The 21,693-nt window shown below is 75.6% G+C and carries 22 protein-coding genes; 10 read left to right on the plus strand and 12 right to left on the minus strand.

Translation table 11 applies throughout. The annotated features are described in order from the left end of the window. Positions 1–254: 254 nt before the first annotated feature. On the plus strand, positions 255–431 hold the full coding sequence (locus CHC04_RS24240) for a hypothetical protein (protein ID WP_176450022.1): 177 nt from the start codon (positions 255–257) through the stop codon (positions 429–431). A gap of 16 nt (positions 432–447) precedes the next feature. On the opposite strand, the gene CHC04_RS14775 is transcribed toward CHC04_RS24240, so the two are convergent. From CHC04_RS14775 to CHC04_RS14790, 4 genes are all read right to left on the minus strand, one after another. After that, positions 448–1,500 carry a potassium channel family protein gene (locus CHC04_RS14775; RefSeq protein WP_089404698.1) on the minus strand — a complete coding sequence of 351 codons (1,053 nt, stop codon included), beginning with the start codon at positions 1,498–1,500 and terminating at the stop codon, positions 448–450. Between the two features lie 67 nt (positions 1,501–1,567). Beyond that, complete coding sequence (locus CHC04_RS14780) at positions 1,568–3,313, minus strand: class I adenylate-forming enzyme family protein (RefSeq protein ID WP_089404699.1); 1,746 nt, start codon at positions 3,311–3,313, stop codon at positions 1,568–1,570. A gap of 218 nt (positions 3,314–3,531) precedes the next feature. Continuing rightward, on the minus strand, positions 3,532–5,103 hold the full coding sequence (locus CHC04_RS14785) for a long-chain-fatty-acid--CoA ligase (RefSeq protein WP_217897379.1): 1,572 nt from the start codon (positions 5,101–5,103) through the stop codon (positions 3,532–3,534). Positions 5,104–5,173: 70 nt separating this feature from the next. Next, a complete protein-coding gene (locus CHC04_RS14790) occupies positions 5,174–5,818 on the minus strand; it encodes a TetR/AcrR family transcriptional regulator (protein WP_089404700.1) in 645 nt (214 codons plus the stop codon). Between the two features lie 108 nt (positions 5,819–5,926). Between CHC04_RS14790 and CHC04_RS14795 the strand changes: the two genes are divergently transcribed. From CHC04_RS14795 to CHC04_RS14805, 3 genes are read left to right on the plus strand one after another with little or no spacing between them, the layout of a single operon-like run. After that, a complete protein-coding gene (locus tag CHC04_RS14795) occupies positions 5,927–7,147 on the plus strand; it encodes an acyl-CoA dehydrogenase family protein (RefSeq protein WP_089404701.1) in 1,221 nt (406 codons plus the stop codon). Then, on the plus strand, positions 7,144–8,136 hold the full coding sequence (locus tag CHC04_RS14800; RefSeq protein ID WP_089404702.1) for an acyl-CoA dehydrogenase family protein: 993 nt from the start codon (positions 7,144–7,146) through the stop codon (positions 8,134–8,136). Before CHC04_RS14795 ends, CHC04_RS14800 begins: the two co-directional genes overlap by 4 nt. A gap of 38 nt (positions 8,137–8,174) precedes the next feature. Then, a complete protein-coding gene (locus CHC04_RS14805) occupies positions 8,175–9,098 on the plus strand; it encodes an enoyl-CoA hydratase-related protein (RefSeq protein WP_089404703.1) in 924 nt (307 codons plus the stop codon). A 10-nt stretch (positions 9,099–9,108) separates the two neighbouring features. Here the strand turns inward: CHC04_RS14805 and CHC04_RS14810 are convergent, their stop codons facing one another. From CHC04_RS14810 to CHC04_RS14840, 7 genes are all read right to left on the minus strand, one after another. Then, positions 9,109–9,510 carry a PIN domain-containing protein gene (locus CHC04_RS14810; RefSeq protein ID WP_089404704.1) on the minus strand — a complete coding sequence of 134 codons (402 nt, stop codon included), beginning with the start codon at positions 9,508–9,510 and terminating at the stop codon, positions 9,109–9,111. Further along, a complete protein-coding gene (locus CHC04_RS14815; protein ID WP_089404705.1) occupies positions 9,507–9,752 on the minus strand; it encodes an AbrB/MazE/SpoVT family DNA-binding domain-containing protein in 246 nt (81 codons plus the stop codon). The genes CHC04_RS14810 and CHC04_RS14815 overlap by 4 nt, the downstream gene beginning before the upstream one ends. An 87-nt stretch (positions 9,753–9,839) precedes the next feature. Beyond that, entirely contained in the window at positions 9,840–12,314 is a 2,475-nt protein-coding gene (locus tag CHC04_RS14820) for an FtsX-like permease family protein (protein WP_217897380.1), read from the minus strand. 3 nt (positions 12,315–12,317) lie between these two features. Continuing rightward, positions 12,318–13,091 (minus strand): ABC transporter ATP-binding protein, encoded by a 774-nt coding sequence (locus tag CHC04_RS14825; protein ID WP_217897381.1) that lies wholly within the window; start codon positions 13,089–13,091, stop codon positions 12,318–12,320. A 195-nt stretch (positions 13,092–13,286) separates the two neighbouring features. Next, complete coding sequence (locus CHC04_RS14830) at positions 13,287–13,958, minus strand: response regulator (protein ID WP_281252244.1); 672 nt, start codon at positions 13,956–13,958, stop codon at positions 13,287–13,289. A gap of 8 nt (positions 13,959–13,966) precedes the next feature. Further along, the gene (locus CHC04_RS14835) at positions 13,967–15,160 is read right to left on the minus strand and encodes a sensor histidine kinase (RefSeq protein ID WP_089404707.1); all 1,194 of its coding nucleotides are present in this window, start codon (positions 15,158–15,160) and stop codon (positions 13,967–13,969) included. 79 nt (positions 15,161–15,239) lie between these two features. Then, positions 15,240–15,737 (minus strand): MarR family winged helix-turn-helix transcriptional regulator, encoded by a 498-nt coding sequence (locus CHC04_RS14840; protein ID WP_089404708.1) that lies wholly within the window; start codon positions 15,735–15,737, stop codon positions 15,240–15,242. 88 nt (positions 15,738–15,825) lie between these two features. Between CHC04_RS14840 and CHC04_RS14845 the strand changes: the two genes are divergently transcribed. Further along, positions 15,826–16,389, plus strand: coding sequence for a YceI family protein (locus CHC04_RS14845; protein WP_089404709.1), 564 nt, complete (start codon positions 15,826–15,828; stop codon positions 16,387–16,389). Between the two features lie 165 nt (positions 16,390–16,554). On the opposite strand, the gene CHC04_RS14850 is transcribed toward CHC04_RS14845, so the two are convergent. Beyond that, on the minus strand, positions 16,555–17,079 hold the full coding sequence (locus CHC04_RS14850; protein WP_089404710.1) for a GNAT family N-acetyltransferase: 525 nt from the start codon (positions 17,077–17,079) through the stop codon (positions 16,555–16,557). A gap of 52 nt (positions 17,080–17,131) precedes the next feature. Between CHC04_RS14850 and CHC04_RS14855 the strand changes: the two genes are divergently transcribed. The 5 genes from CHC04_RS14855 (at position 17,132) to CHC04_RS14875 (ending at position 21,667) form a co-directional block, all read left to right on the plus strand. Continuing rightward, positions 17,132–17,476: a hypothetical protein gene (locus CHC04_RS14855; protein WP_089404711.1), complete on the plus strand. Its 345-nt coding sequence runs from the start codon at positions 17,132–17,134 to the stop codon at positions 17,474–17,476. A gap of 89 nt (positions 17,477–17,565) precedes the next feature. Then, positions 17,566–17,763 carry a hypothetical protein gene (locus tag CHC04_RS14860; protein WP_089404712.1) on the plus strand — a complete coding sequence of 66 codons (198 nt, stop codon included), beginning with the start codon at positions 17,566–17,568 and terminating at the stop codon, positions 17,761–17,763. A 191-nt stretch (positions 17,764–17,954) separates the two neighbouring features. After that, a complete protein-coding gene (typA, locus tag CHC04_RS14865; protein WP_089404713.1) occupies positions 17,955–19,844 on the plus strand; it encodes a translational GTPase TypA in 1,890 nt (629 codons plus the stop codon). Positions 19,845–19,936: 92 nt separating this feature from the next. Continuing rightward, positions 19,937–21,001, plus strand: coding sequence for an aldose epimerase family protein (locus tag CHC04_RS14870; protein ID WP_089404714.1), 1,065 nt, complete (start codon positions 19,937–19,939; stop codon positions 20,999–21,001). A gap of 174 nt (positions 21,002–21,175) precedes the next feature. Beyond that, a complete protein-coding gene (locus CHC04_RS14875; protein WP_089404715.1) occupies positions 21,176–21,667 on the plus strand; it encodes a DUF5994 family protein in 492 nt (163 codons plus the stop codon). The last annotated feature ends 26 nt before the right edge of the window (positions 21,668–21,693 follow it).

Genomic DNA, 21,693 nt, shown 5'->3' on the forward strand with positions numbered 1-21,693 from the left:
GTGGCGGTGACCGACCGGGTCAGGTCGGCTGCACACCGTCCGACCGCCCGGCCTCAGGCCGGTCGTGCGGGTGCCGCGGGCCGGTCCTGGGAGCCGGCGGCGGTCATCGGTTCCCCTCTCCTCGGCTACCCGCGGGAGACCGCAGCACGCCGCGGTCCTCGTCGCACCCCCTCGGAGGGGTGAGGGCGCGCGCCCGGCTGCACCACCGGGCCGCCGGTGCCGATCTCCTGGTCACGGACGACAGGAGGATCCCCGTGAACCCCATCGCGTGCCGCGCCGTGGCGCAGGCCGGTCTCGTCGCGGCCACCGCCTCCGCCGACGACGAGGGACCCTGGCCGCTGCTGCTGGTCGCCGGCTGGCACACCACCGCCGCCGACCTGGTGCTCGCCGACGCCCGGCTGGCCGCAGCGGTCGCCGCGCTGCCGGTCTGACCGTGCCGGTGCCGACCTAGGCGCGCGCGTAGAGGCCGGTGGGCCCGTGCGAGCGGACGACGACCAGCACGTCCTCGCTCTGCAGCGTGCCGATCAGGGGGTCGTCGAAGCGCAGCGTGCGCCCGCCGCGGGTCACCGACAGCACGATGTCGCGCAGGTCGCGCGGGCCCAGGCCCACCTCCCCGGCGGTCACCTCGCGCTGTGACAGGTCCAGCCCCTGCCCGCCGGTGAGCAGGTCCTCCACCACCGAGACCACCCGCGGGCTGTCGGTGGACAGGCCCAGCAGCCGGCCCGACGTGGCCGACGTGGTGATGACGGTGTCGGCGCCGGACTGCCGCAGCAGCTGCGCGTTCTCCTCCTCGCGCACGCTGGTGGTGATCGGCACGCTGTGGTTGAGCTGGCGCACGGTGAGCGTGATGAGCACCGAGGCGTCGTCGCGGTTGGCCGCCACGATGACCGCCCGCGCGCGCTCGACGTGGGCCCGGCGCAGCACGTCGGTGCGCCCGGCGTCGCCGACGATCCCGGTCAGGCCGATGGAGTTGGCCTCGTCGATGGCGCGCTGGTCGGCGTCGACGATGACGATGCTCTCCAGCGGCGTACCGGTGGCCCGCAGCGACCGCACGGCGCTGCGCCCCTTGGTGCCGTAGCCGCACACGATGACGTGCTGGCGCACGCGGGACCTCCAACGACGGATCCGGAACTCCTCGCGCGAGCGCGCGGTGAGCGCCTCCAGAGTGGTCCCGATGAGCACGATCAGGAACATGACGCGCAGCGGCGTGATGAACAGGATGTTCACCAGCCGGGCGCCCTCGGTGATGGGCGTGATGTCGCCGTAGCCGGTCGTCGACAGCGTGACCGTGGAGTAGTAGACGGCGTCGAGCAGCGTGATGCCGACCTCGTCGCCGTCCCGGTAGGACTCCCGGTCCAGCCAGACGATGAACACCGTCAGCGCGAGGAAGAACGCCGCCAGCACCACCCGCTGCCAGACCTGGCGGACCGGCGACTGCTCCTGGTGGGCGATCTGGACCCCGGTGTGCGGGTCCTCCGTCGGCGCGCCGCTTCCGCCCATCACAGCGCGGACGATAGCGACCGGACGGCGGTGACACCGGGAGCCGGGGCCACCGCCACCCGATCGGTCAGCCCTCGGCTGCGGTCTCCCGCTCCCGCGCGGCCAGCTCCCGCTTGAGGACCTTGCCCGCCGCCGACACCGGGATGGCGTCGATGAAGACGACGTCGCGCAGCCGCTTGTACGGGGTGACCCGCTCGTTGACCGCGGCCATCACCGACGCGGGCGTCAGAGCCTGCCCGGCGTCGTCGTCGCGGCGGACGACGTAGGCCACCGGCAGCTCACCGGCCGTCTCGTCGGGCCGCCCGACGACGGCGGCGCCGGCCACCCCCGGGACGCCGAAGAGGATCTCCTCCAGCTCGCGCGGGAACACGTTGTAGCCCTTGTAGAGCAGCATGTCCTTGGTGCGGTCGACGATCGACAGGTAGCCGTCCTCGTCGATCACCCCGACGTCGCCGCTGTGGAACCAGCCGTCGGCGTCGATGGCCTCCGCGGTCGCCTCGGGCCGGTGGGCGTAGCCGCGCATCACCTGCGGGCCGCGGATGCACACCTCGCCGCGCTCGCCGGCCGGCAGCGCGTCGCCCCCGCCGAGCGGGCGGATGGAGATCTCGGTGTCGAAGATCGGCACCCCGACCGTGCCGGCCTTGCGGGTGCCCGACCGGAACGACGGGTTGCCGGTGGCCATCATCGTGACCTCGGTCAGCCCGTAGCCCTCGCCGATGACGGCGTCGGGCAGCAGCGCCTGCAGCCGCTCGATCAGCGGGACCGGCAGCGGGGCGGCGCCGCTGGAGATCCCGCGGACGGAGGAGAGGTCGGCGTCGTCGATGCCGGGCACCTGCAGCAGCGCCACGAACACCGGCGGGGCGCCGCCGATGCTGGTCACCCGGTACCGGACGGCGTCCTCGACGTACTTCACCGGGTCGAAGCGCATGTGGATGACCGTCGTCGTCCCGGCCATGACCATGCCGTTGAGGTAGCCGATGGCGCCCATGGCGTGGAACCACGGGGTGAGGTTGACCAGGCGGGCCCCGCCGAGCCGGATCGGGTACTCGTCCTCGCCGAGCATCTGCCGGAGGGTGACGTCGCCGGCCTCGTCGAGCTCGGGCACCGACCCGGAGGTCCAGCACGCCGACTGCAGCACGTTGGTGACCACGTTGCGGTGCGGCAGCTCCACCCCCTTGCTCACCCCGGTGGTGCCGCCGGTGTAGGCCAGGTGCGCGAGGTCGGCGGCCGGGTCGACGCCGGCGTCGAGGCGGCGGTCGGTGGGGTCGGCGGCCAGCAGGTCGGCGAGGTCGACGTCGCCGTCGTCGAGGCCCTCCAGGCGGGCGCCGAAGTCGAGGGTGTGCGCCTCGCCGGTGACGACGACGGTCCGCACCGGGGTGGCCGCCAGCGCGGAGCGCACGAAGGGCAGCACCTGGTCCCAGGTGACCAGCACCGTGGCGCCGGCGTCGCTGAGCTGGGCGGCGAGGTCGGCGGCCGGCAGCAGCGGGTTGGTGGGGGAGAAGACCGCGCCGGCCATGACCACGCCGTAGTACACGGCCGGGTACTGGCGGCAGTTGGGGATGTGCACCGCCACCACGTCGCCGCGGCCCACGCCGTGCTCGGCCAGCCAGTTGGCGACCGCGGCGGCCCGCGCGCCGAGCTCGTCGAAGGAGAGCTCGACGTCGTGGTCGACGAACGCCGTCCGGCTGCCCCAGCGGCGCACCGCCGCGCGCAGGATCGACCCGACCGGCACCGCCGGGTACTCCAGCGAGCGCGGCAGCCCGGGCGGCCAGCTCGCGGCGGTGGGAGCTGGCGCGGGCTGGGTGGCGGTCATGCGGGTCCTCTCGGTCCGGTACGGGGTGGCGACAGCGTGGCCCAGGTCACAAGAGGCTGTCGAGGTGCGACCGGCCCCGTCGTGGCCCGCCGCCGCTGTGCACCGCGCACACCGGCGACAGGGGTGTGCCGGGTCTGGGGTGTGCACTTCCGTGGAAGTGCACGGGCAAGGGTGTGCCGGTCTGGGGTGTGCACTTCCGCGGAAGTGCACGGGCAGGGTCAGACGGCGGGGTCGCTGACCAGCGAGCCGGCCCGGTGCTCGGTGCGCAGCGCGGTCTTGAGCACCTTGCCGCTGGGGTTGCGGGGCAGCGCCGGCACGAACGCGTACTCGCGCGGGTGCTTGTAGCGGGCCAGCCGCTCCCGGCACCAGGCGGTGAGCTCCTCGGGCGTGGGCGGGGCCTCGGCGTCGCGCGGGGCGATCACGGCCAGTGGCGCCTCGCCGTAGCGGGCGTCGGGCACGCCGATCAGCGCCACCTCGGCCACCCCGGGGTGGGCGGCCAGGACGTCCTCGACCTCGGCGCAGTACACGTTCTCGCCGCCGGTGATGATCATGTCCTTCTTGCGGTCGACGACGTAGTAGTAGCCCTCCTCGTCCTGCCGGATCAGGTCGCCGGAGTGGAACCACCCGCCGGCGAACGCCTCCGCCGTCGCCTCGGGCTTGCCCCAGTACTCCTTCATCACCATCGGGCTGCGGTAGACGATCTCGCCCACCTCGCCCTGCGGGACGTCGTTCATCGCGTCGTCGACCACGCGGACCTCGACGTTGAGCATCGGGGTGCCGACCGAGCCGATCTTGCGCACCGAGTCCTCGCCGCGCAGGAAGCAGGTGACCGGGCTGCACTCGGTCTGGCCGAAGGCGGTCACCACCTCCGCCTGCGGGAAGGTGTCGATCATGGCGCGCAGCAGCGTCGTCGACGCCGGGGCCGCGCCCCAGGAGATGCGCCGCAGGCTGGACAGGTCGCGGTCGGCGATGCCGGGGACGGCCACGACCGCGGCCCACATCGCCGGCACCAGGAAGATGCTGCTGACCCGCTCCCGCTCGATGAGGTCGAGGGTGGCCACGGGGTCGAAGCCGCCCGAGCGCAGGATCACGTGCGTGCCGCCGAGCAGCAGCGGCGGCAGCCCGCCGGCCAGCCCGGCGATGTGGAACAGCGGCGCGCCCGGGACGGCGACCCGGTCGTCGGGGTCCCAGCCGAGGTGGGTGACCTGGCTGAACACGTGCATGAGCAGGTTGCGGTGGGTGAGCACGGCGCCCTTGGGCCGCCCGGTCGTGCCCGAGGTGTACATGATGAAGGCGGGCGCGGACTCGTCGACCACGACGTCGAGCGGCTCGGCCGACGCGGCGGCGAGAGCGGCCTCGAGGTCGTCGCCGACGGTCAGCACGGTGGCCACGCCGGGCGCCTGCTCGCGGGCCTTGGTGGCCACCTCGGCCAGCGCGGCGTCGACGACGAGGGCGGTGGCGCCGGAGTCGGCGAGCACGTAGGCCACCTCGTCGGCGACGAGCCGGAAGTTGACCGGGACGACGACGGCGCCGAGCCGCACACCCGCCAGGTAGGCCTCCCAGACCTCCATCGAGTTGAGCCCCAGCACCGCGACGCGGTCGCCGGTGCCGACGCCGCGGTCGGCCAGCGCCCGGGCGAGCCGGGTGACCCGCTCGTCGGTCTCGGCGTAGGTGCGCCCGCCGCCGTCGAAGCGCAGCGCCCACGCGTCCGGGGTCCGGCGGGCCCAGCGGGCGAGCTGGTCGGCGGCGGTCATGCCGCGGCCCTGGAGCACGGGGATCGGGGCGCTCACGGGTCCTCCTCGGTCGGGGTGTGACCTGCGCCATGCTGTCGGCGGCCCCGGGGGCGGTCAACCCTGACGGTCAGCCCTCCGAGGAGGCGAAGAGCAGCCGCGCGGCGAGCCGCTTCCACAGCGCCAGGTGCGGGTCGGTCGCGGCGGGGCGGTCGGCGAAGGCGTACACGCAGGCCACCCCCCGCATGCTGGTGAACAGCAGCTCGCACAGCTCGGCGTAGAGCGGCGCGGCGGCGATCTCCGGACCCCAGATGCCGTCGGCCACCCGCCGGATCGCCGCGCGCAGCCGCCGCTCCTCCACCTGCAGGGCGGTGCGCAGCCCGGGGTCGGTGCGCGCCGCGGTCCACAGCTCCATGGCCGCCCAGAACGGCGGCTCGTGGAAGGTCGCCCACATCAGGTCGATGGCGCGGTCGACCCGCTCGGGGCCGGGCGGCTGGTCGGCCATGACCGCGGCGGCCCGCTCCTCGACCTCGGCCAGCAGGGTGGTCGACAGGTGCCCGGCGGCGGCCACCAGCAGCTCGGCGCGGGAGGGGAAGTGGTGCAGCAGCCGGCCGCGCGACACGCCGGCGCGGGCCTGCACGGCGAGGGTGGAGGCCCCCGCGTAGCCGTCCTCGACCAGGCAGGCGACGGCGGCGTCGAGGATGAGCGCCCGGCTGCCCTCCGACCGGGCCGAGCGCGCCGGGGGTCGGCCGGGCGGGGCGGGGGCAGCGGTCACGCGGCGCAGGGTAGGCGCCGGGCGCCGCGCCGAACAGTCACCGTTGACCGTCGCCGGTGACCGGTGTCACGCTGCGGCGCGACCGGCCCGACGAGCAGGGGGTAGCGCGTGGACTTCGACGACACACCCGAGGAGGCGTCCTACCGGGCGCACGTCCGGTCGGTGCTGACCGACCGCGCCGCCGACCTGCTGCACGTGGCCCCCGGTGAGCCGGTGGACGCGCGGTCGCGGGAGGCCGAGCTGCGCGCGACCCAGCGGGTGCTGGCCGAGGCCGGGCTGGTCGGCGTCACCTGGCCGCGCGAGTACGGCGGGCAGGGCGGCACGCTGGTGCAGCAGGCGATCGTGGCGCAGGAGCTCGCGCGGGCCCGGGTGCCCACGCTGATCAACCACATCGGCATCGGCATGTGCGGGCCCACCGTCATCGCCCACGGGGGCGACGACCAGCGCTCCCGCTACCTGGCCCGGCTGCTGCGCGCCGACGACGTCTGGTGCCAGCTGTTCAGCGAGCCGGCGTCGGGCTCGGACCTCGCCGCGCTGCGCACGTCGGCGGTGCGCGACGGCGAGGACTGGGTGGTCAACGGGCAGAAGGTGTGGACGACGCTGGCGCACGTCAGCGACTTCGGCATCCTGCTCACCCGCACCGACCCGGGGAAGCCCAAGCACGCCGGGCTGACGATGTTCGTCGTCGACATGCACGCCCCCGGCGTCACCGTGCGGCCGCTGCGGCAGATGAGCGGCGGGTCGGACTTCAACGAGGTGTTCTTCGACGACGTCCGCATCCCCGACGCCGAGCGGCTCGGCGAGCCCGGCGAGGGCTGGCGGGTCGCGCTGACCACGCTGATGAACGAGCGGGTCGCCATCGGCGGCGCCGGCGGCGACATCGGGCAGTCGGCCGAGGCGCTGGCCGCGCACGCCCGCGAGCGGCTGCCCGGCCTCGACCCGGAGCCGCAGGTGCTGGCCCGGCAGGCGGTCGGCCGGGCGCTGGTCGCCTCGCTGGCCACCCGCTACACCGGCTACCGGCGGTTCACCACGCTCTCGCAGGGCGGCGTGCCCGGGCCCGAGGCCAGCGCCGGCAAGCTCGGCGGCACCGCGGCGGCCCGGCTGGTGGCCGACGCCGGCGTCCGGCTGCTCGGCGACGACGCCGTCCTCGGCGCCACCGCCGACGGCGACGACACCTGGCAGCGCGCGCAGGCCTACGTCCCCGGCATCGCCATCGCCGGCGGCACCGACCAGGTGCTGCGCAACATCCTCGGCGAGCGGGTGCTGGGCCTGCCGCCGGAACCGCGCACCGACAAGACCGCACCCTTCTCCTCCGGAGGACGACGGTGAACTTCGACCTCTCCGACGACCAGCGGGCCGCGGCGGCCGGCGCGCGCGAGTTCTTCACCGACTCGGTGCCGCTGTCGGCCGCGCGGGCCGCGCTCGACGGCGGCGGCGTCCCGGCGCCCGGCCGCAAGGCGCTGGCCGACATCGGGTTCCTCGGGATCACCGTGCCCGAGTCGGCCGGCGGCGCGGGCGGCAGCGTGCTCGACCTCGCCGTCGTCGCCGAGCAGGCCGGGGCGGTGCTGGCCGGACCCTCGCTGGTCACCGCCGCGCGGGCGGCGGTGCTGCTCGAGGGCGCGCCCGACCTCGCCGCGCAGCTGGCCGACGGGTCGGCGGCGATCGCCGTCCTCGACGGTCCGGTCACCGGCTCGGCGCCCTCGATCGACGCCGCCGACGCCACCGTCTTCCTCGGTCTCGACGGCGGCGCCCTGGTCGTCGGCGAGGGCGAGGTCACCCCCGGTCGGCCGCTGGACGCCACCCGTGGCCTGGCCCGCGTGCGGCTGACCTCCCGCCGGGTGCTGGCCGAGGACGCCGGCGCGCTGTGGGAGCGGGCGCGGCAGGTGGCCGCGGTGGTGCTGGCCGCCGAGGACCTCGGCGCCGCCGACCGCGCCGTCCTCATGGGCGTCGGGTACGCGCGGCAGCGGGAGGCGTTCGGCCGGCTGATCGGCTCCTACCAGGCGGTCAAGCACATGCTCGTCGACGCCTGGGTCGGCGTGGACCAGCTGCGCTCGCTGGTGTGGTGGGCGGCGTGGGCGGCCGACTCCGCGCCCGACGAGCTGCCGCTGGCCGCCTCCGCGGCCAAGGCCTACGCCGCCGAGGTGTCCGAGCGGGCCGCCGAGACGGTGGTGCAGGTGCACGGCGGCATCGGCTTCACCTGGGAGCACGACGCCCACCTGTACTGGCGCCGCGCCAAGACCGACCGGCTGCTGCTCGGGGACGCCGCCGAGCACCTCGACGCCGTCGCCCGGCTGGCCGTGGCCGGCGCCCTGGGCTGACCCCTCCCGTGCACTTCCGCGGAAGTGCACGGCGCGCCGTGCCCACCTCGACCCGGGAGCCCACCACGGAACCGACCCAGCTGCGCTACGAGGTCGCCGACGGCGTCGCCACGATCACCCTCGACCGGCCCGACCGGCTCAACGCGTTCACCCCGGTGATGGCCGCCGAGCTTGCCCGGGCCGCCGCGGCCGCCGACGCCGACGACGCGGTGCGGGTCGTCGTCGTCACCGGGGCGGGGCGGGCGTTCTGCGCCGGCGCCGACCTCGCCGCGGGCCCCGGCGCGCTCGGCGACCGCGCCCGCGGGGGGACCGGCGGCGGTGCCGAGCCCGGCCGCGGCAGCGTCGACGGCGTCCCGCGCGACTGGGGCGGCATCGCCTCGCTGCCCTTCGCCGCGCTGCGCAAGCCGGTGATCGCCGCCGTCAACGGCCCGGCCGTGGGCATCGGCGCCACGCTGTTGCTGCCGATGGACGTCCGCATCGCCGCGGAGTCGGCGCGGTTCGGGTTCGTCTTCGTCCGCCGCGGCATCACGCCGGAGGCGGCGTCGTCGTGGTTCCTGCCGCGGCTGGTCGGGATCAGCCAGGCGATGGAGTGGGTGGCCACCGGCCGGGTGTTCGACGCCGCCGAGGCGCTGCGCGGCCGGCTGGTGTCGCGGGTGGTGCCCGACGCCGAGCTGCTGCCCACCGCCCTGGGCCTGGCCCGCGAGATCGCCGACAACACCTCCGGGGTCGCCGTCGCCGCCGCCCGGCAGCTGCTCTGGTCGATGCTCGGCGAGGCCTCGCCCTGGGACGCGCACCGCGCCGAGTCCCGCGCGCTGGCCGAGCTGACCGCCGGCCCCGACGTCGCCGAGGGGGTGGCCGCGTTCCTCGCCAAGCGGCGCCCGGAGTTCCGCGCCCCGCTCGGCGACGGTGCGGTGGCCGGGGTCCCGCGCTGGCCCGCCCCACCCGGCGACGTCGGTCCCTGACCGGCGCTCCTCAGCCGAGCAGCCGGTGGGCGGCGCCGACGGCCCGGTAGGTCGCGGCCGCCCGGGCGTCGAGCGAGACGAGGTCGGCTCCGTGCTGCAGTGCGGTCACCGCGATGAGGGCGTCGTACGCCGCGCCGCCGGAGATCCCCTGACCGGCCAGCAGGTGCGGCAGTCGCGCGACCTCCTCGGCCGGGAGAGCCAGGGGAGGGGCGGTCGTGACCTGCCGGAGGAACTCCGCTGCCAGGCCCGGCACCACCCGGTGCGGCGGCGGGAGACGGGTGAGCACCGAGTACGTCTCCACCACGCTGTGCGCCACCACCCGCGCGCCCTGCAGCGCGTCCCGGGCCGCGGCGTGCGACTCGTGCCAGGACGCGAAGGCGGCGACCAACACGCTCGTGTCGACCGCGATCACCGCCGGGTGTGCTCGAGCGCCTCGCGCACCTGCTCGGCGGTGAGCGGGGGGAGGTCCACCTCCGGCACGGCCCGGACGCCACCCGCGGACTCCTCCAGGCGCATCGCCACCGGTGCCGGCTCGATCTCCAGGCGCCCGTCCCGCACCTGGACGAAGACCTCGTCCCCGGCGCGCAGCCCCAGGGCGTCCCGCAGGGCCTTGGGGACGACGAGGCGCCCGGCGCCGTCGATGGTCGTCCGCATGGCAGGAAAATACCATCGACGCTGAGCGTCCCGGCTGACGGGCACTTCCGCGGATGTGCACGGTGCACATCCGCGGAAGTGCATGGCTCAACCCGCCGCGAGAGCGGCGACCGGCGGGATGCGGGCCGCGCGGCGGGCCGGCAGCACCGAGGCGAGCAGGCCGGCGACGGTGGCGACGACGACGATCGCGGCCACCTGCAGCCACGGGACGTCGACCACGACCTCGCCGGCCATCCCCAGCACCGACGCCGTCCCGGTGACGCCGTAGACGCCGCCGAGGACGACGCCGAGCACCGCGGCCACGCCGGACACCACCACCGCCTCCCACGCCAGCAGCCCGCGCAGCTGCCCGCGGGTGAGACCCACCGCCCGCAGCAGGCCGTTCTCCTGCCGCCGCTCGACCACCGACAGCGCCAGCGTGTTGCCCACGCCGATCAGCGCGATGACCACCGCGACGCCGAGCAGGCCGGTGACGACCAGCAGCAGCACGTCGAGCACCTCGTCCATCTGCTGGCGCAGGCTGACCACGCCGGTGACCTGCGCGTCGGGCACCACCGACCCCACGGTGTCGGTGACCGTGTCGACGACGGCGGCCTGCACGTCGGCGTCGCTGTCGTCGAGCCGTAGCCACAGCTGCCCGACCGCGGCTCCCGGGGCCAGCGCCGCGAGGTCGCCGGTGGTCAGCAGCAGCGGCGCGTCGTCGTCGACGATCCCGGCGCGCAGCGACAGGGCGCGACCGTCGAGCGTCAGCGGCACCGGGTCGCCGTCGGCCACGGACCAGGAGTCGGCCAGCCACCGCGGCAGCAGCGCCTGCCCGGGCTGCGGCAGCGGGGTCTCGGCGGTCGACCGCAGGGTCGGGACGGCGGTCGCCGGGTCGATCCCGTACACGGTCCACGGCTGGCCGTCCGGGCCGGTCGGCTGGGCGACGGTGAGCGCCGTCCCGGTCGCGACGCCGCCGAGGTCCCCCAGCCGGCCCAGCAGCGACGGGGGGAGCTCGCCGGAGAGCCCCTCGACGACGACGTCGGCGGGGTACTGCGCGGCCAGTCCGGCGGTCGCCGTGGCCCGGGTGGAGGCGGTGCCGACCACCATCGCGGTGGTCAGCGTGACGCCGATGAGCAGCGCGGTCGCCGTCGCCGCCGTCCGCCGCGGGTTGCGGGTGGCGTTGCCGGCCGCCAGCCGCGCCGGCACCCCGCCCAGCCGGGCGACCAGCCCGCCCGCGGCGCGCACCACCGGCGGCAGCGCGCGCTGGGCGAGCAGGACGACGCCGAGGAAGCTGGCCACCCCGCCGGGCAGCGCCACGAACACGCTCGCCACAGCGACACCGACGGCCAGCAGCGCTGCCCCGGGCAGGAGCAGCAGCAGCCCGAGCACCAGCCGCACCACGCCGGGCCGGGAGCGCAGCGGCGCCGGGTCCAGCGGGCGCATCGCGGCCAGCGGCGCGACCCGGGTCGCCGCGCGGGCCGGCGCGGCGGCGGCCAGCAGGGTGGTCAGCGTGCCCACGGCCAGGCCGGCGAGGACGGCGGTGAGCGGCACCGACAGGCCCGACAGCGGCACGGGGGACTCCACGCCCCCGGCCAGCGCGGACACCGCCCCGGCCAGCCCGATCCCGGCTGCCACACCGACGACGGAGGCGGCCAGCCCGGTGAGCGCGGCCTCGACCAGCACGCCGCGGCGCACCTGCCGCGCGGTGGCGCCGACGCAGCGCAGCAGCGCCAGCTCCCGGGTCCGCTGCGCGAGCAGGACGGCGAAGGTGTTGGCGATGACCAGCCCCGCGACGAGCACCGCGACGGTGCCGAAGACCAGCAGCACCGCGGCGAGCGCGGTCGCGTTGCCGAGCATCGACCCGGCGCGGTGCTCGGCCTGCGCGGTGCCGGTGCGCACGGTGAGCCCGGACCCGGGGAGGGCGGTGGCGACCGCGTCGGCCAGCACCTGCGGGTCGGTGCCGGGCCTGCCTGCGATCCGCAGCTCGGTCGGGTCCACCGCGCCCCACGCCTGCGCCTGGGCGGGGGTGGCCCAGGCCCGGCCGTACAGGCCGGCCTCGGGGTCGCCGCCGAGGTCGACGACGCCGGTGACGGTGACCGCGGTGGAGGTCTCGGTGCCGTCGGCGGCGGTCGCCGTCACCCGCAGCACGTCGCCGACGTCCGCGCCGACGCGCTCGCTCACGGCCACCTCGCCGGGCCGGTCGGGCAGCGCGCCGTCGGCGAGCCGCTGCCACCGCAGCGCGGGGTCGTCGGCGACCGCGCCCACGACCAGGTACTGCGCCCCGGTGCGGCCGGGTGCGACCGCCTGCACCGAGGTCTGCCACTCCGGGGCGACGGCGCGGACGCCGTCCAGCGCGGTGAGGACGGCCAGCTCGTCGAGCAGCGAGCTGCCGTCGTCGGAGGTGACGACGGCGTCCGCGCCGACGTACTGGGCGCCGGCGGCGGTCAGCACGGTGGTGCGGGTGGTCTCGTTGAGCACGAGGGTGGCGACGACGAAGGCGACCGCCAGCACGACGGCCAGGCAGGAGGCGACCAGGCGCGGCAGGTGCGCGCGCAGACCGGCCAGGGTGGTGGACAGCACCGGTCAGCCCCCGAGCCCGCGGAGCGCGTCGAGCACGGACGCGGCGGTGGGCCGCTCGACCTCACCGGCGAGCCGGCCGTCGGCCAGCAGCACGACGCGGTCGGCGTAGGAGGCCGCGGTCGGGTCGTGGGTGACCATGACGACGGTCTGGCCGGTCTCGCGGACGCTGCTGCGCAGCAGGTCCAGCACCTCCGCGCCGGCGCGGGAGTCGAGGTTGCCGGTGGGCTCGTCGGCGAAGACGACGTCGGGGCGGGGCAGCAGCGCCCGGGCGATGGCCACCCGCTGCTGCTGGCCGCCGGAGAGCTCCGCGGGGCGGTGCCGCAGCCGCTCGCGCAGGCCGAGGCGGGCGATGACGGCGTCGAACCAGGCGGGGTCGGGACGGCGGCCGGCCAGCTGCATCGGCAGCACCACGTTCTCCCGCGCGTCGAGCACCGGCAGCAGGTTGAACGCCTGGAAGACGAAGCCGACGCGCTCGCGGCGCAGCCGGGTCAACTCGTCGTCGCGCAGCCGGGTCAGCTCGGTGCCGCCGAGGAACACCTGCCCGGAGGTGGCGGTGTCGAGGCCGGCCAGGCAGTGCATGAGCGTCGACTTGCCCGAGCCGGACGGGCCCATGATCGCGGTGAACCCGCCGCGGGCGAAGTCGACGTCGACGCCGTCGAGGGCGAGGACGGCGGTGTCACCGGAGCCGTACACCTTGGTCAGCCCGGTGGCCCGGACGGCGGCGGACGACACCGGCGCCGGCGGCTCGCCGGGCACGGTCATGACGGGGACGGACACGGGGACCTCCGCGGGTCGGTTCCTGGGGACGCAGGGACCCTCGCGGCCGGGTGCGTCCTCCCGCGTCGTCGCCCGGGACGATCCCGCCGTCCTCCCGTGGTCGTACGTGCACGTCCGCAGAAGTGCCCGGGGAGGGGCGTGCACGTCCGCGGAAGTGCGCGGGGAGGGGCGTGCACGTCCGCGGAAGTGCGCGGGTCAGGCGTCGCGGAGGAGGTCGGCGGGGGAGACGAGCCCGGTCCGGTAGGCGAGGACGACGGCCTGCACGCGGTCGCGCGAGCCGGTCTTGGCCAGCACCCGCCCGACGTGGGTCTTCACCGTCGCCTCGCTGACGAACAGCCGCCCGGCGATCTCGGTGTTGGTGGCGCCGAGCGCCATCTGCACGAGCACCTCGCGCTCGCGCGGGGTCAGGTCGGCCAGTTCCGCGCCGCCGGCCACCGTCGCCGGCGCCGCGCCGCGCAGCAGGGGCGCCACGTGCTGCAGCAGCCGGCGGGTGGAGCTGGCCGCGATCACCGAGTCGCCGGCGTGCACGGTGCGCACCGCGTCCAGCATCTCCTCCGGCGGCGCGTCCTTGAGGAGGAAGCCGCTGGCACCCGCGCCGATCGCGGCGACGACGTACTCGTCGAGGTCGAAGGTGGTCAGCACGACCACCCGCGGCGGGTCGGGCAGCGCGGTGACCCGGCGGGTGGCCTCGATGCCGTCGGTGCGCGGCATCCGCACGTCCATCAGGACGACGTCGGCAGCGGTCCGCTCGAGCAGCAGCACCGCCGCCTCGCCGTCGCCGGCCTCCCCGACGACGGTGAGGTCGGGCTGGGAGTCGATGACCATCCGGAAGCCCGCGCGCACCATCTGCTGGTCGTCGACCAGCACGACCCGGATCAGCGGACACCCCCGATCGGCAGGACGGCGTGCACCCGCCAGCCACCGCCGGCGCGGGGACCGGCCTCCACCCGACCGCGGTGCAGCTGCGCCCGCTCGTGCATGCCGCGCAGCCCCTGCCCGTCGCCCGCGGCCGCCTCCCCGGCCACCGCGGCCGCCGCGCCGCGGCCGTCGTCGAGCACCGACAGCTCCAGGGAGTCCGGCCGCCAGTGCAGCCGCACCCAGGCCCGCACGCCGGGCCCGGCGTGCTTGAGCACGTTGGTCAGCGACTCCTGCACGATCCGGTAGGCGGCCAGCTGCGGACCGGCGGCCATGGGCCCCGGCTCGCCCTCCACCAGCAGGTCGACGTCGAGCCCGCTGGCCCGGACGTCGTCGACGAGCGCGGGGACGGCGGCGACGTCGGGCTGGGGGGCGTACTGCTCGGCGGTGCCGTCGCGGAGCACGCCGAGCAGGGCCCGCATGTCGGTGAGCGCCTGGCGGCCGGTGGTGGCGATCGCCTCGAGGGCGCCGGTGGCGGCCGCGGGGTCGGCCCGTCCCGCGTAGCGGCCGCCGTCTGCCTGCGCGATGACCACCGACAGGGAGTGCGCGACGACGTCGTGCATCTCGCGGGCGATGCGCGCCCGCTCGGCGGTGGCGGCCAGCCGCATCTCCTGGTCGCGCTCGACCTCCAGCAGCCGGGCGCGCTCGGCCAGCCCGGCGAGCTCGCCGAGCCGGGAGCGGCGCACGCGGCCGAGCGCCCAGGCGGCGACCACGGAGACCGCGATCGAGCCGACGGTGACCAGCAGCGCCTCGCCGCTCCCCGACGCGTACCAGCGCAGGGCGGCGAGGACGGCGCCGGCGAGGCCGACGACCAGCCCGCCCCGGGCCGCCCAGCCCGGGGCGTAGGCGGCCAGCGCGTAGACCATGAAGAGCGCCGCGACGTTGGCGAGGAGGAAGTCGGTGCCGGCCACCAGCTCGGCCAGCCCGGCCGCGGTGACGACGGCGGCGGCCGGGACCGGCGCCCGCCGTCGCCAGGCCAGCGGGGTCACCAGCGCGACGCCGAGGAGGAAGGCCGGGACCTCCGAACCCCAGTAGCTCTGGGCCGGCGCGACGACGGTCACCAGCCCGACGAGCGCGGCGAGCGCGACGTCGGCGGCGAACGGCCGCTCGCGCAGCGTCGTCGAGAGCTGCTCCAGGGGGAGGCGCTGGTCCATCGGCGCCGACCCTAGGCAGCGCCGGCGCCCCCGTCGTCCACCCGGGGGAGGACCCGCCGCTCGTCCTGCGGGCGGAGGGTCAGGAGGGGTCGAGGTGGCGCAGCAGGGTCTCGCCGATGTCGCGCATCGCGGCGACCTGCTGGGGGGAGAGCTGGTCGAACAGGTGGGTGCGCACGCCCTCGACGTGCACCGGGGCGGCGGCCTCCAGGGCGGCGAAGCCCTCGTCGGTGAGCACGGCGAGCAGGCCGCGGCCGTCCTCGGGGCACTCCTGGCGCCGGACCCAGCCGCGCTCCTCCAGGCGGGAGACCGCGTGCGACAGGCGGCTGCGGGAGGACAGGCAGCGGTCGGCGAGCTCGCTCATCCGCATCTGGCGCCCGGGGGTCTCCGACAGCTGGACGAGGATCTCGTAGTACGTGTGCGGGATGCCGGTGGCGCGGGTCAGCTCGCGGTCGAGCCGGTCCTGCAGCAGTTGGGTGCTGTAGAGCCAGGCGCGCCAGGCCCGCTGCTCCTCGGCGTCGAGCCAGCGCGTCTCCCCGTGCTCCGGCCGCGGTGTGCGGGAGGACACGTCGGTGGTCATGTCCTCCAGGGTACTGGCGGAATAATCAAGTGCTCAACTATGCTCCACGCGGCGAACGTCAAACGTTCAACTACAAGGAGTCCTGAACATGACCAGCACCACCGCCGTCCAGATCCCCGGCTACGTCGCCGGCACCTGGGACATCGACGCCGCGCACTCGACCGTCGGCTTCTCCGTCCGCCACATGATGGTGAGCAAGGTCCGCGGCTACTTCACCGAGTTCTCCGGCGAGCTCGTCACCGCCGAGGACCCGGCCCGGTCGTCGGTCACCGCGACCATCGACATGGACTCGATCGACACCCGCCAGGAGCAGCGCGACGCGCACATCCGCTCGGCGGACTTCTTCGACGTCGGCAACCACACCGTCATGACCTTCCGCTCCACCCGCGTCGTCGCCGACGGGGACGACTGGTCCGTCGAGGGCGACCTGACGATCAAGGGCATCACCAAGCCCGTCACCCTGCGCCTCGAGGTCAACGGCTTCGGCCCCGACGCCTACGGCGGCACCCGCGCCGGCTTCAGCGCGAAGACCTCCATCTCCCGCAAGGCGTTCGGCGTCGACATCGACATGCCGATGGACGGCGGCGGCGTCGTCGTGGGCGACAAGATCGACATCGAGCTCGAGATCGAGGCCGTGCTCCGCACCGCCTGATCGAAGGACCCCGTCCCCCGGGACGGGACCACCGAGGGGCCCCGGACGACGCGTTCGTCCGGGGCCCTCGCGCGTCCTGGCTCACCGCAGCGCGTCCACCCTCACGGCCGACGGTGAGGGAGGACGCCGCACGATCAGGTCACCTGATCGTGCGGGAGCGGGCGGTTACGGCGACGCCGGGTCGAGTCGCTGGAAGAGCACGTGGTCCTGCCAGCGGCCGGCGATGCGCAGGTACTGCGGCGCCAGCCCGTAGCGGGTGAACCCGGTGCGCTCCAGCACCCGCTGGGACGCGAGGTTGTGCACCAGGGTGCCCGCCTCCACCCGGTGCAGCCCGAGCTCCCCGAAGGCCAGCGCCAGCATCGCCCGCACCGCGGCCGTGGCGTGCCCCCGCCCGTTGGCCGCCGACCGGATCCAGTAGCCGAGGCTGCACGACTGGAAGGCGCCGCGGACGACGTTGTTGAGGCTGACCCGGCCGACCACCGCCCCGGCGTCGTCGAGGACCACGTGCGGCACCCGCAGGCCCAGCCGGTGCTGCTCGAGCACCGACCGGATCTCCTCGCGCTGGCCGGCCTCGGTGGCCCAGTCCTCCCCGCGCAGCGGCTCCCACGGCGCGAGGAAGTCGCGGTCCTCCGCCGCGATGCGCGCGAGGACCGCGGCGTCGTCCGGGGACAGCAGGCGCGTCGTGGTCACCCCCTCACCCTCGCAGGACCGGCACCGGCCCGGAGCGGGGGAGACTCGGGACATGACGACGTCGCTGCTCACCCGCGCCCGCACCCGGCTGTCCTCCGCCGTCCCCGTCGCCGTCGGGCTGGCGGCGGGCTTCGGCGTCGCGCAGGGCACCGGCATCCGCGCGCTCGGCGGCGCGGTGTTCGCCGCCGGCGGGCTGGTCGCGGGGTACGTGTGGGTCCAGCGGCGCGGCTGGGCGGTCGCCCTCGGGCTCGGCGCGCTCTACGTCGGCGCGTTCGTCCTCGCGCACGTGCTCGCCCTCGCCGTCGGCCTGCCGGCCTGGCTGGCGGTCGGCCTGGTGACGGTCGCCGCCGCCGGGGTCGCGTACGCGGTGGCCGACCGCGAGCGCCTCGCGCCCTGATCCCGGTGGCGCCGCCGCGCGGTGTCCGTCACGCTCCCGGCGTCAGGACGCCGGCGGAGCGGCAGCGGCTCCTGACGACGCGGACCGGCGTGCCAGGCCTCCTCGCGGTCGCGGCGCTGCTGGTCGCCGCCACGACGCTCCTCCCGCAGGGGCCGGGCGGCGGGGGCTGGCTCCTCGCGGCCGGGCTGGTGCTCGCCGCAGTCCTCGGCGGGGCGCGGGAGCGCCGCCGCCTGCGGTCCGCCGACCGGGTGCTGGCCGAGCTGGAGGAGCGCCCGGCCGCCGCCTGAGCCGTGAGTCTGGTCACGATCGGCGCCGCCGGGGGGACGTCGGCGGTGGCCGACCGCCCGCAGCGGCCGGTCGCCGTCCCCTGAGCCCCTAAGGTGGGTGGGAAGGTCGCGACCCCGGCGGCCGTTACCAGTGGTACCGCGAGCGGAGCCGCCGCGGGATCCCCCCTGACTCTCCCTGAGGTGCCTTCCGCATGCCCACCCGCGACGACCTGCGCAACGTGGCGATCATCGCCCACGTCGACCACGGCAAGACCACCCTGGTCGACGCCCTCCTCCGCCAGGCCGGTGCGCTCGGCCGCGCCAAGGGCGAGGGGACGGACAACGACTCCACGCAGGACCGCGTCATGGACTCGATGGACCTCGAGCGCGAGCGCGGCATCACCATCCTCGCCAAGAACACCGCCATCCGGCTGGCCGACGACGAGGGCAACCCGGTGACGGTCAACATCGTCGACACCCCCGGCCACGCCGACTTCGGCGGCGAGGTCGAGCGCGGCCTGTCCATGGTCGACGGCGTCGTGCTGCTCGTCGACGCCTCCGAGGGGCCGCTGCCGCAGACCCGCTTCGTGCTGCGCAAGGCGCTGGGCAAGGGGATGCCGGTCATCCTTGTGGTGAACAAGACCGACCGCTCCGACGCGCGCATCGCCGAGGTCGTCGACGAGACCTACGAGCTGTTCATGGAGCTGCTCGAGGACAACGGCCTGGACACCGACGCCCTCGAGTTCCCGATCGTGTACTCCAACGGCAAGACCGGGCAGGCCTCGCTCACCCGGCCCGCCGACGGGCAGAGCCCCGACAGCCCCGACCTCGCCCCGCTGGTGAGGACGCTGCTGGAGACCATCCCGGCGCCGACCTACGACGCCGAGGAGCCGCTGCGCGCGCAGGTCACCAACCTCGACGCCTCGCCCTACCTCGGCCGGCTGGCGCTGCTGCGCATCCACTCCGGCACGATGAAGAACGGCCAGACCGTCGCCTGGTGCCGCACCGACGGCACGGTGAAGAACGTCAAGATCACCGAGCTGCTGATGACCGAGGGCCTCACCCGCACCCCGGCCGACAGCGCCGGCCCCGGTGACCTCGTCGCCATCGCCGGCATCGAGGACGTCATGATCGGCGACACCCTCGCCGACCCCAACGACCCGCGCCCGCTGCCGCCGCTGACCGTCGACGAGCCGTCGATCTCGATCACCATCGGCATCAACACCTCGCCGATCTCCGGCCGCTCGGGCAAGAAGCTCACCGCCCGGCTCATCAAGAACCGCCTCGACCAGGAGCTGGTCGGCAACGTCTCGGTGCGCATGCTGCCCACCGAGCGCCCCGACACCTGGGAGATGCAGGGCCGCGGCGAGCTGGCGCTGGCCATCCTCGTCGAGCAGCTGCGGCGCGAGGAGTTCGAGCTGACCGTCGGCCGCCCCCAGGTGGTCACCAAGCTCATCGACGGCACGCTGCACGAGCCGGTCGAGCGGGTCACCATCGACACCCCCGGCGAGTACGTCGGCACCCTCACCCAGGCGCTGGCCGCCCGCCGCGGGCGCATGGAGAACCTGGTGCACCACGACACCGGCTGGGCGCGGATGGAGTACGTCGTCCCGTCCCGCGGCCTGATCGGGTTCCGCACCGAGTTCCTCACCGAGACCCGCGGCACCGGCGTCCTCAACCACAACCTCGAGGGCTACGAGCCGTGGCTGGGCGACATGCGCGCCCGGCCCACCGGCTCGCTGGTGGCCGACCGGCAGGGCGTGGCGACGTCGTACGCGATGTTCTCGCTGCAGGAGCGCGGCTCGATGATGGTCGCGCCCGGCACCGAGGTGTACGAGGGCATGATCGTCGGTGAGAACTCCCGCCCCGACGACATGGACGTCAACATCACCAAGGAGAAGAAGCTCACCAACATGCGGTCCTCGACCGCCGAGGAGCTCGAGCGGCTCATCCCGCCGCGGATCCTGAACCTCGAGCAGGCGCTGGAGTTCTGTGCCGAGGACGAGTGCGTCGAGGTGACGCCGGCCGCCGTCCGCGTCCGCAAGGTGATCCTCGACCAGAACGAGCGCGGCAAGGCCAAGAACCGCAAGCCCAAGCCGTGACCAGGCCGTGACGGCACGACGCCCCGGGTGCACCCGCGCCCGGGGCGTCGCCTGCTTTTGACACACCCGCGGGCCCTTCCTAGCGTCGGGCGGTGGCCGCCACCGTCGAGCCGTTCGGGACCACCCCTGACGGCACCCCCGTCGAGCGCTGGACGCTGACCTCCGGCGAGGCGAGGCTGCGGGTGCTCGGCTACGGCGGCATCGTCCAGAGCCTCGAGGTGCCCGACGCCGCCGGCGAGGTGGCGAACGTCGTCCTCGGCTTCCCCGACCTGGCGGGCTACCTCTCCGCCGACGACCCCTACTTCGGCGCGCTCGTCGGCCGCTACGGCAACCGCATCGCGCAGGGGCGGTTCACCCTCGACGGCGAGACGTACGACCTGCCGGTCAACCAGGGGTCCAACTCGCTGCACGGCGGCCCCGTCGGGTTCTCCGATCGGGTCTGGACGGTCACCGACGTCAGCGACGGCGCGGCCGCCGCCCTCCGGCTGGAGCTGGTCAGCGAGGCCGGCGACCAGGGCTTCCCCGGCACGCTGACCACCGCGGTCACCTACCGCCTCGACGGCGCGACGCGGCTGACCGTGCACTACCGGGCCACCACCGACGCCCCGACCGTGGTCAACCTGACGCAGCACACCTACTGGAACCTCGCCGGCGAGGGCTCCGGCGACGTCCACGGCCACGAGCTGCAGGTCGACGCGAGCGGCTACACGCCCGTCGACGCCGCGCTCGTCCCGACCGGCGCGATCGCGCCGGTGGCGGGCACGCCGTTCGACTTCCGCCGTCCCACCCCGATCGGCGCGCGCATCCGCGAGGCCGATGAGCAGCTGCTGCACGGGCACGGCTACGACCACAACTGGGTGCTCGACCGCGGGGACGCCGACGGCGGGGCGCTGCGGCAGGCGGCGCTGCTGCGCGACCCGGTCGGCGGCCGGACGCTGCGGGTCCTCACCACCGAGCCGGGCCTGCAGGTCTACTCGGGCAACGCCCTCGACGGCACGATCGTGGGCACCGGCGGCCGCGTCTACCGGCAGGGCGACGGCGTGGCGCTGGAGACCCAGCACTTCCCCGACTCGCCGAACCGGCCGGACTTCCCCTCCACCGTGCTGCGCCCGGGCGAGGTGTACGAGACCACCACGGTGTTCGAGCTGGGCCGCTGAGCCCGCCGGACGGGGGCGTCGTGACCGGGGTGTGACCGGTCGTGACGACGAGCCGGGCGCGGCCGACAGGCCGGGTGCGGGCTCGCCGGGGGGTGGGGACACGCCGACCTACGGTCGGTGCTCCGGGCCCGGACGCGGGCCCGGAGCACGGCGAGCGGGAGGCGGGGACGACAGATGACCCAGGCGGTGTGGGGACCGGAGGGGTTCCGCGGCGGCATCGACGTCCGCGTGAGCCTGCGAGCGGACGCCGGGTCGGGGGAGAACGCCTTCGACGGCGCCTGGTTCCCGCGCAGCCGCGACCTCGCCGTCGAGGTGCCCGAGCTGGTGGCCGCGCTGGACCGCCGCGGGGTGCGCGTCGAGCGGTTCACCCACGCGCTCGAGCCGTGGCTGCCCGCGCCGCGCAAGCTCGTCGTCGACGGCCGGGTCGTGCGCACCGGCGGCTTCCGCAGCATGGACCCGGGCGTGGTGTGCCTGAGCTGGGCCAGCGGGAACCGGGTCGCGGACCTGCTGGTCGTCCCCCCGGAGACCGACGTCATCACCGGCGTGCGCGCGCTGCGGCTGTGCACCCGCCGCGGGCTGCCGCGGTCCCCGCAGATGGTGCTCGCCGCCGCCCGGTCCCAGCCCCTGCCGCAGGTGCCCGGCCTCCCCGCCACCCGCGCGGTCTGAGGCGCTTGCGCCCTCGGTGAACCGGC

It is taken from the genome of Geodermatophilus saharensis (assembly GCF_900188205.1).
GTDB lineage: Bacteria > Actinomycetota > Actinomycetes > Mycobacteriales > Geodermatophilaceae > Geodermatophilus > Geodermatophilus saharensis.

What these genes read in the sequence shown, in the direction of transcription:
- CHC04_RS14775 (WP_089404698.1), bottom strand. Translation starts at nt 1,500, where the DNA reads ATGGGCGGAAGCGGCGCGCCGACGGAGGACCCGCACACCGGGGTCCAG.
- CHC04_RS14780 (WP_089404699.1), bottom strand. Translation starts at nt 3,313, where the DNA reads ATGACCGCCACCCAGCCCGCGCCAGCTCCCACCGCCGCGAGCTGGCCG.
- CHC04_RS14815 (WP_089404705.1), bottom strand. Translation starts at nt 9,752, where the DNA reads ATGCGGACGACCATCGACGGCGCCGGGCGCCTCGTCGTCCCCAAGGCC.
- CHC04_RS14835 (WP_089404707.1), bottom strand. Translation starts at nt 15,160, where the DNA reads ATGGACCAGCGCCTCCCCCTGGAGCAGCTCTCGACGACGCTGCGCGAG.
- CHC04_RS14840 (WP_089404708.1), bottom strand. Translation starts at nt 15,737, where the DNA reads ATGACCACCGACGTGTCCTCCCGCACACCGCGGCCGGAGCACGGGGAG.
- CHC04_RS14845 (WP_089404709.1), top strand. Translation starts at nt 15,826, where the DNA reads ATGACCAGCACCACCGCCGTCCAGATCCCCGGCTACGTCGCCGGCACC.
- CHC04_RS14855 (WP_089404711.1), top strand. Translation starts at nt 17,132, where the DNA reads ATGACGACGTCGCTGCTCACCCGCGCCCGCACCCGGCTGTCCTCCGCC.
- typA (WP_089404713.1), top strand. Translation starts at nt 17,955, where the DNA reads ATGCCCACCCGCGACGACCTGCGCAACGTGGCGATCATCGCCCACGTC.
- CHC04_RS14875 (WP_089404715.1), top strand. Translation starts at nt 21,176, where the DNA reads ATGACCCAGGCGGTGTGGGGACCGGAGGGGTTCCGCGGCGGCATCGAC.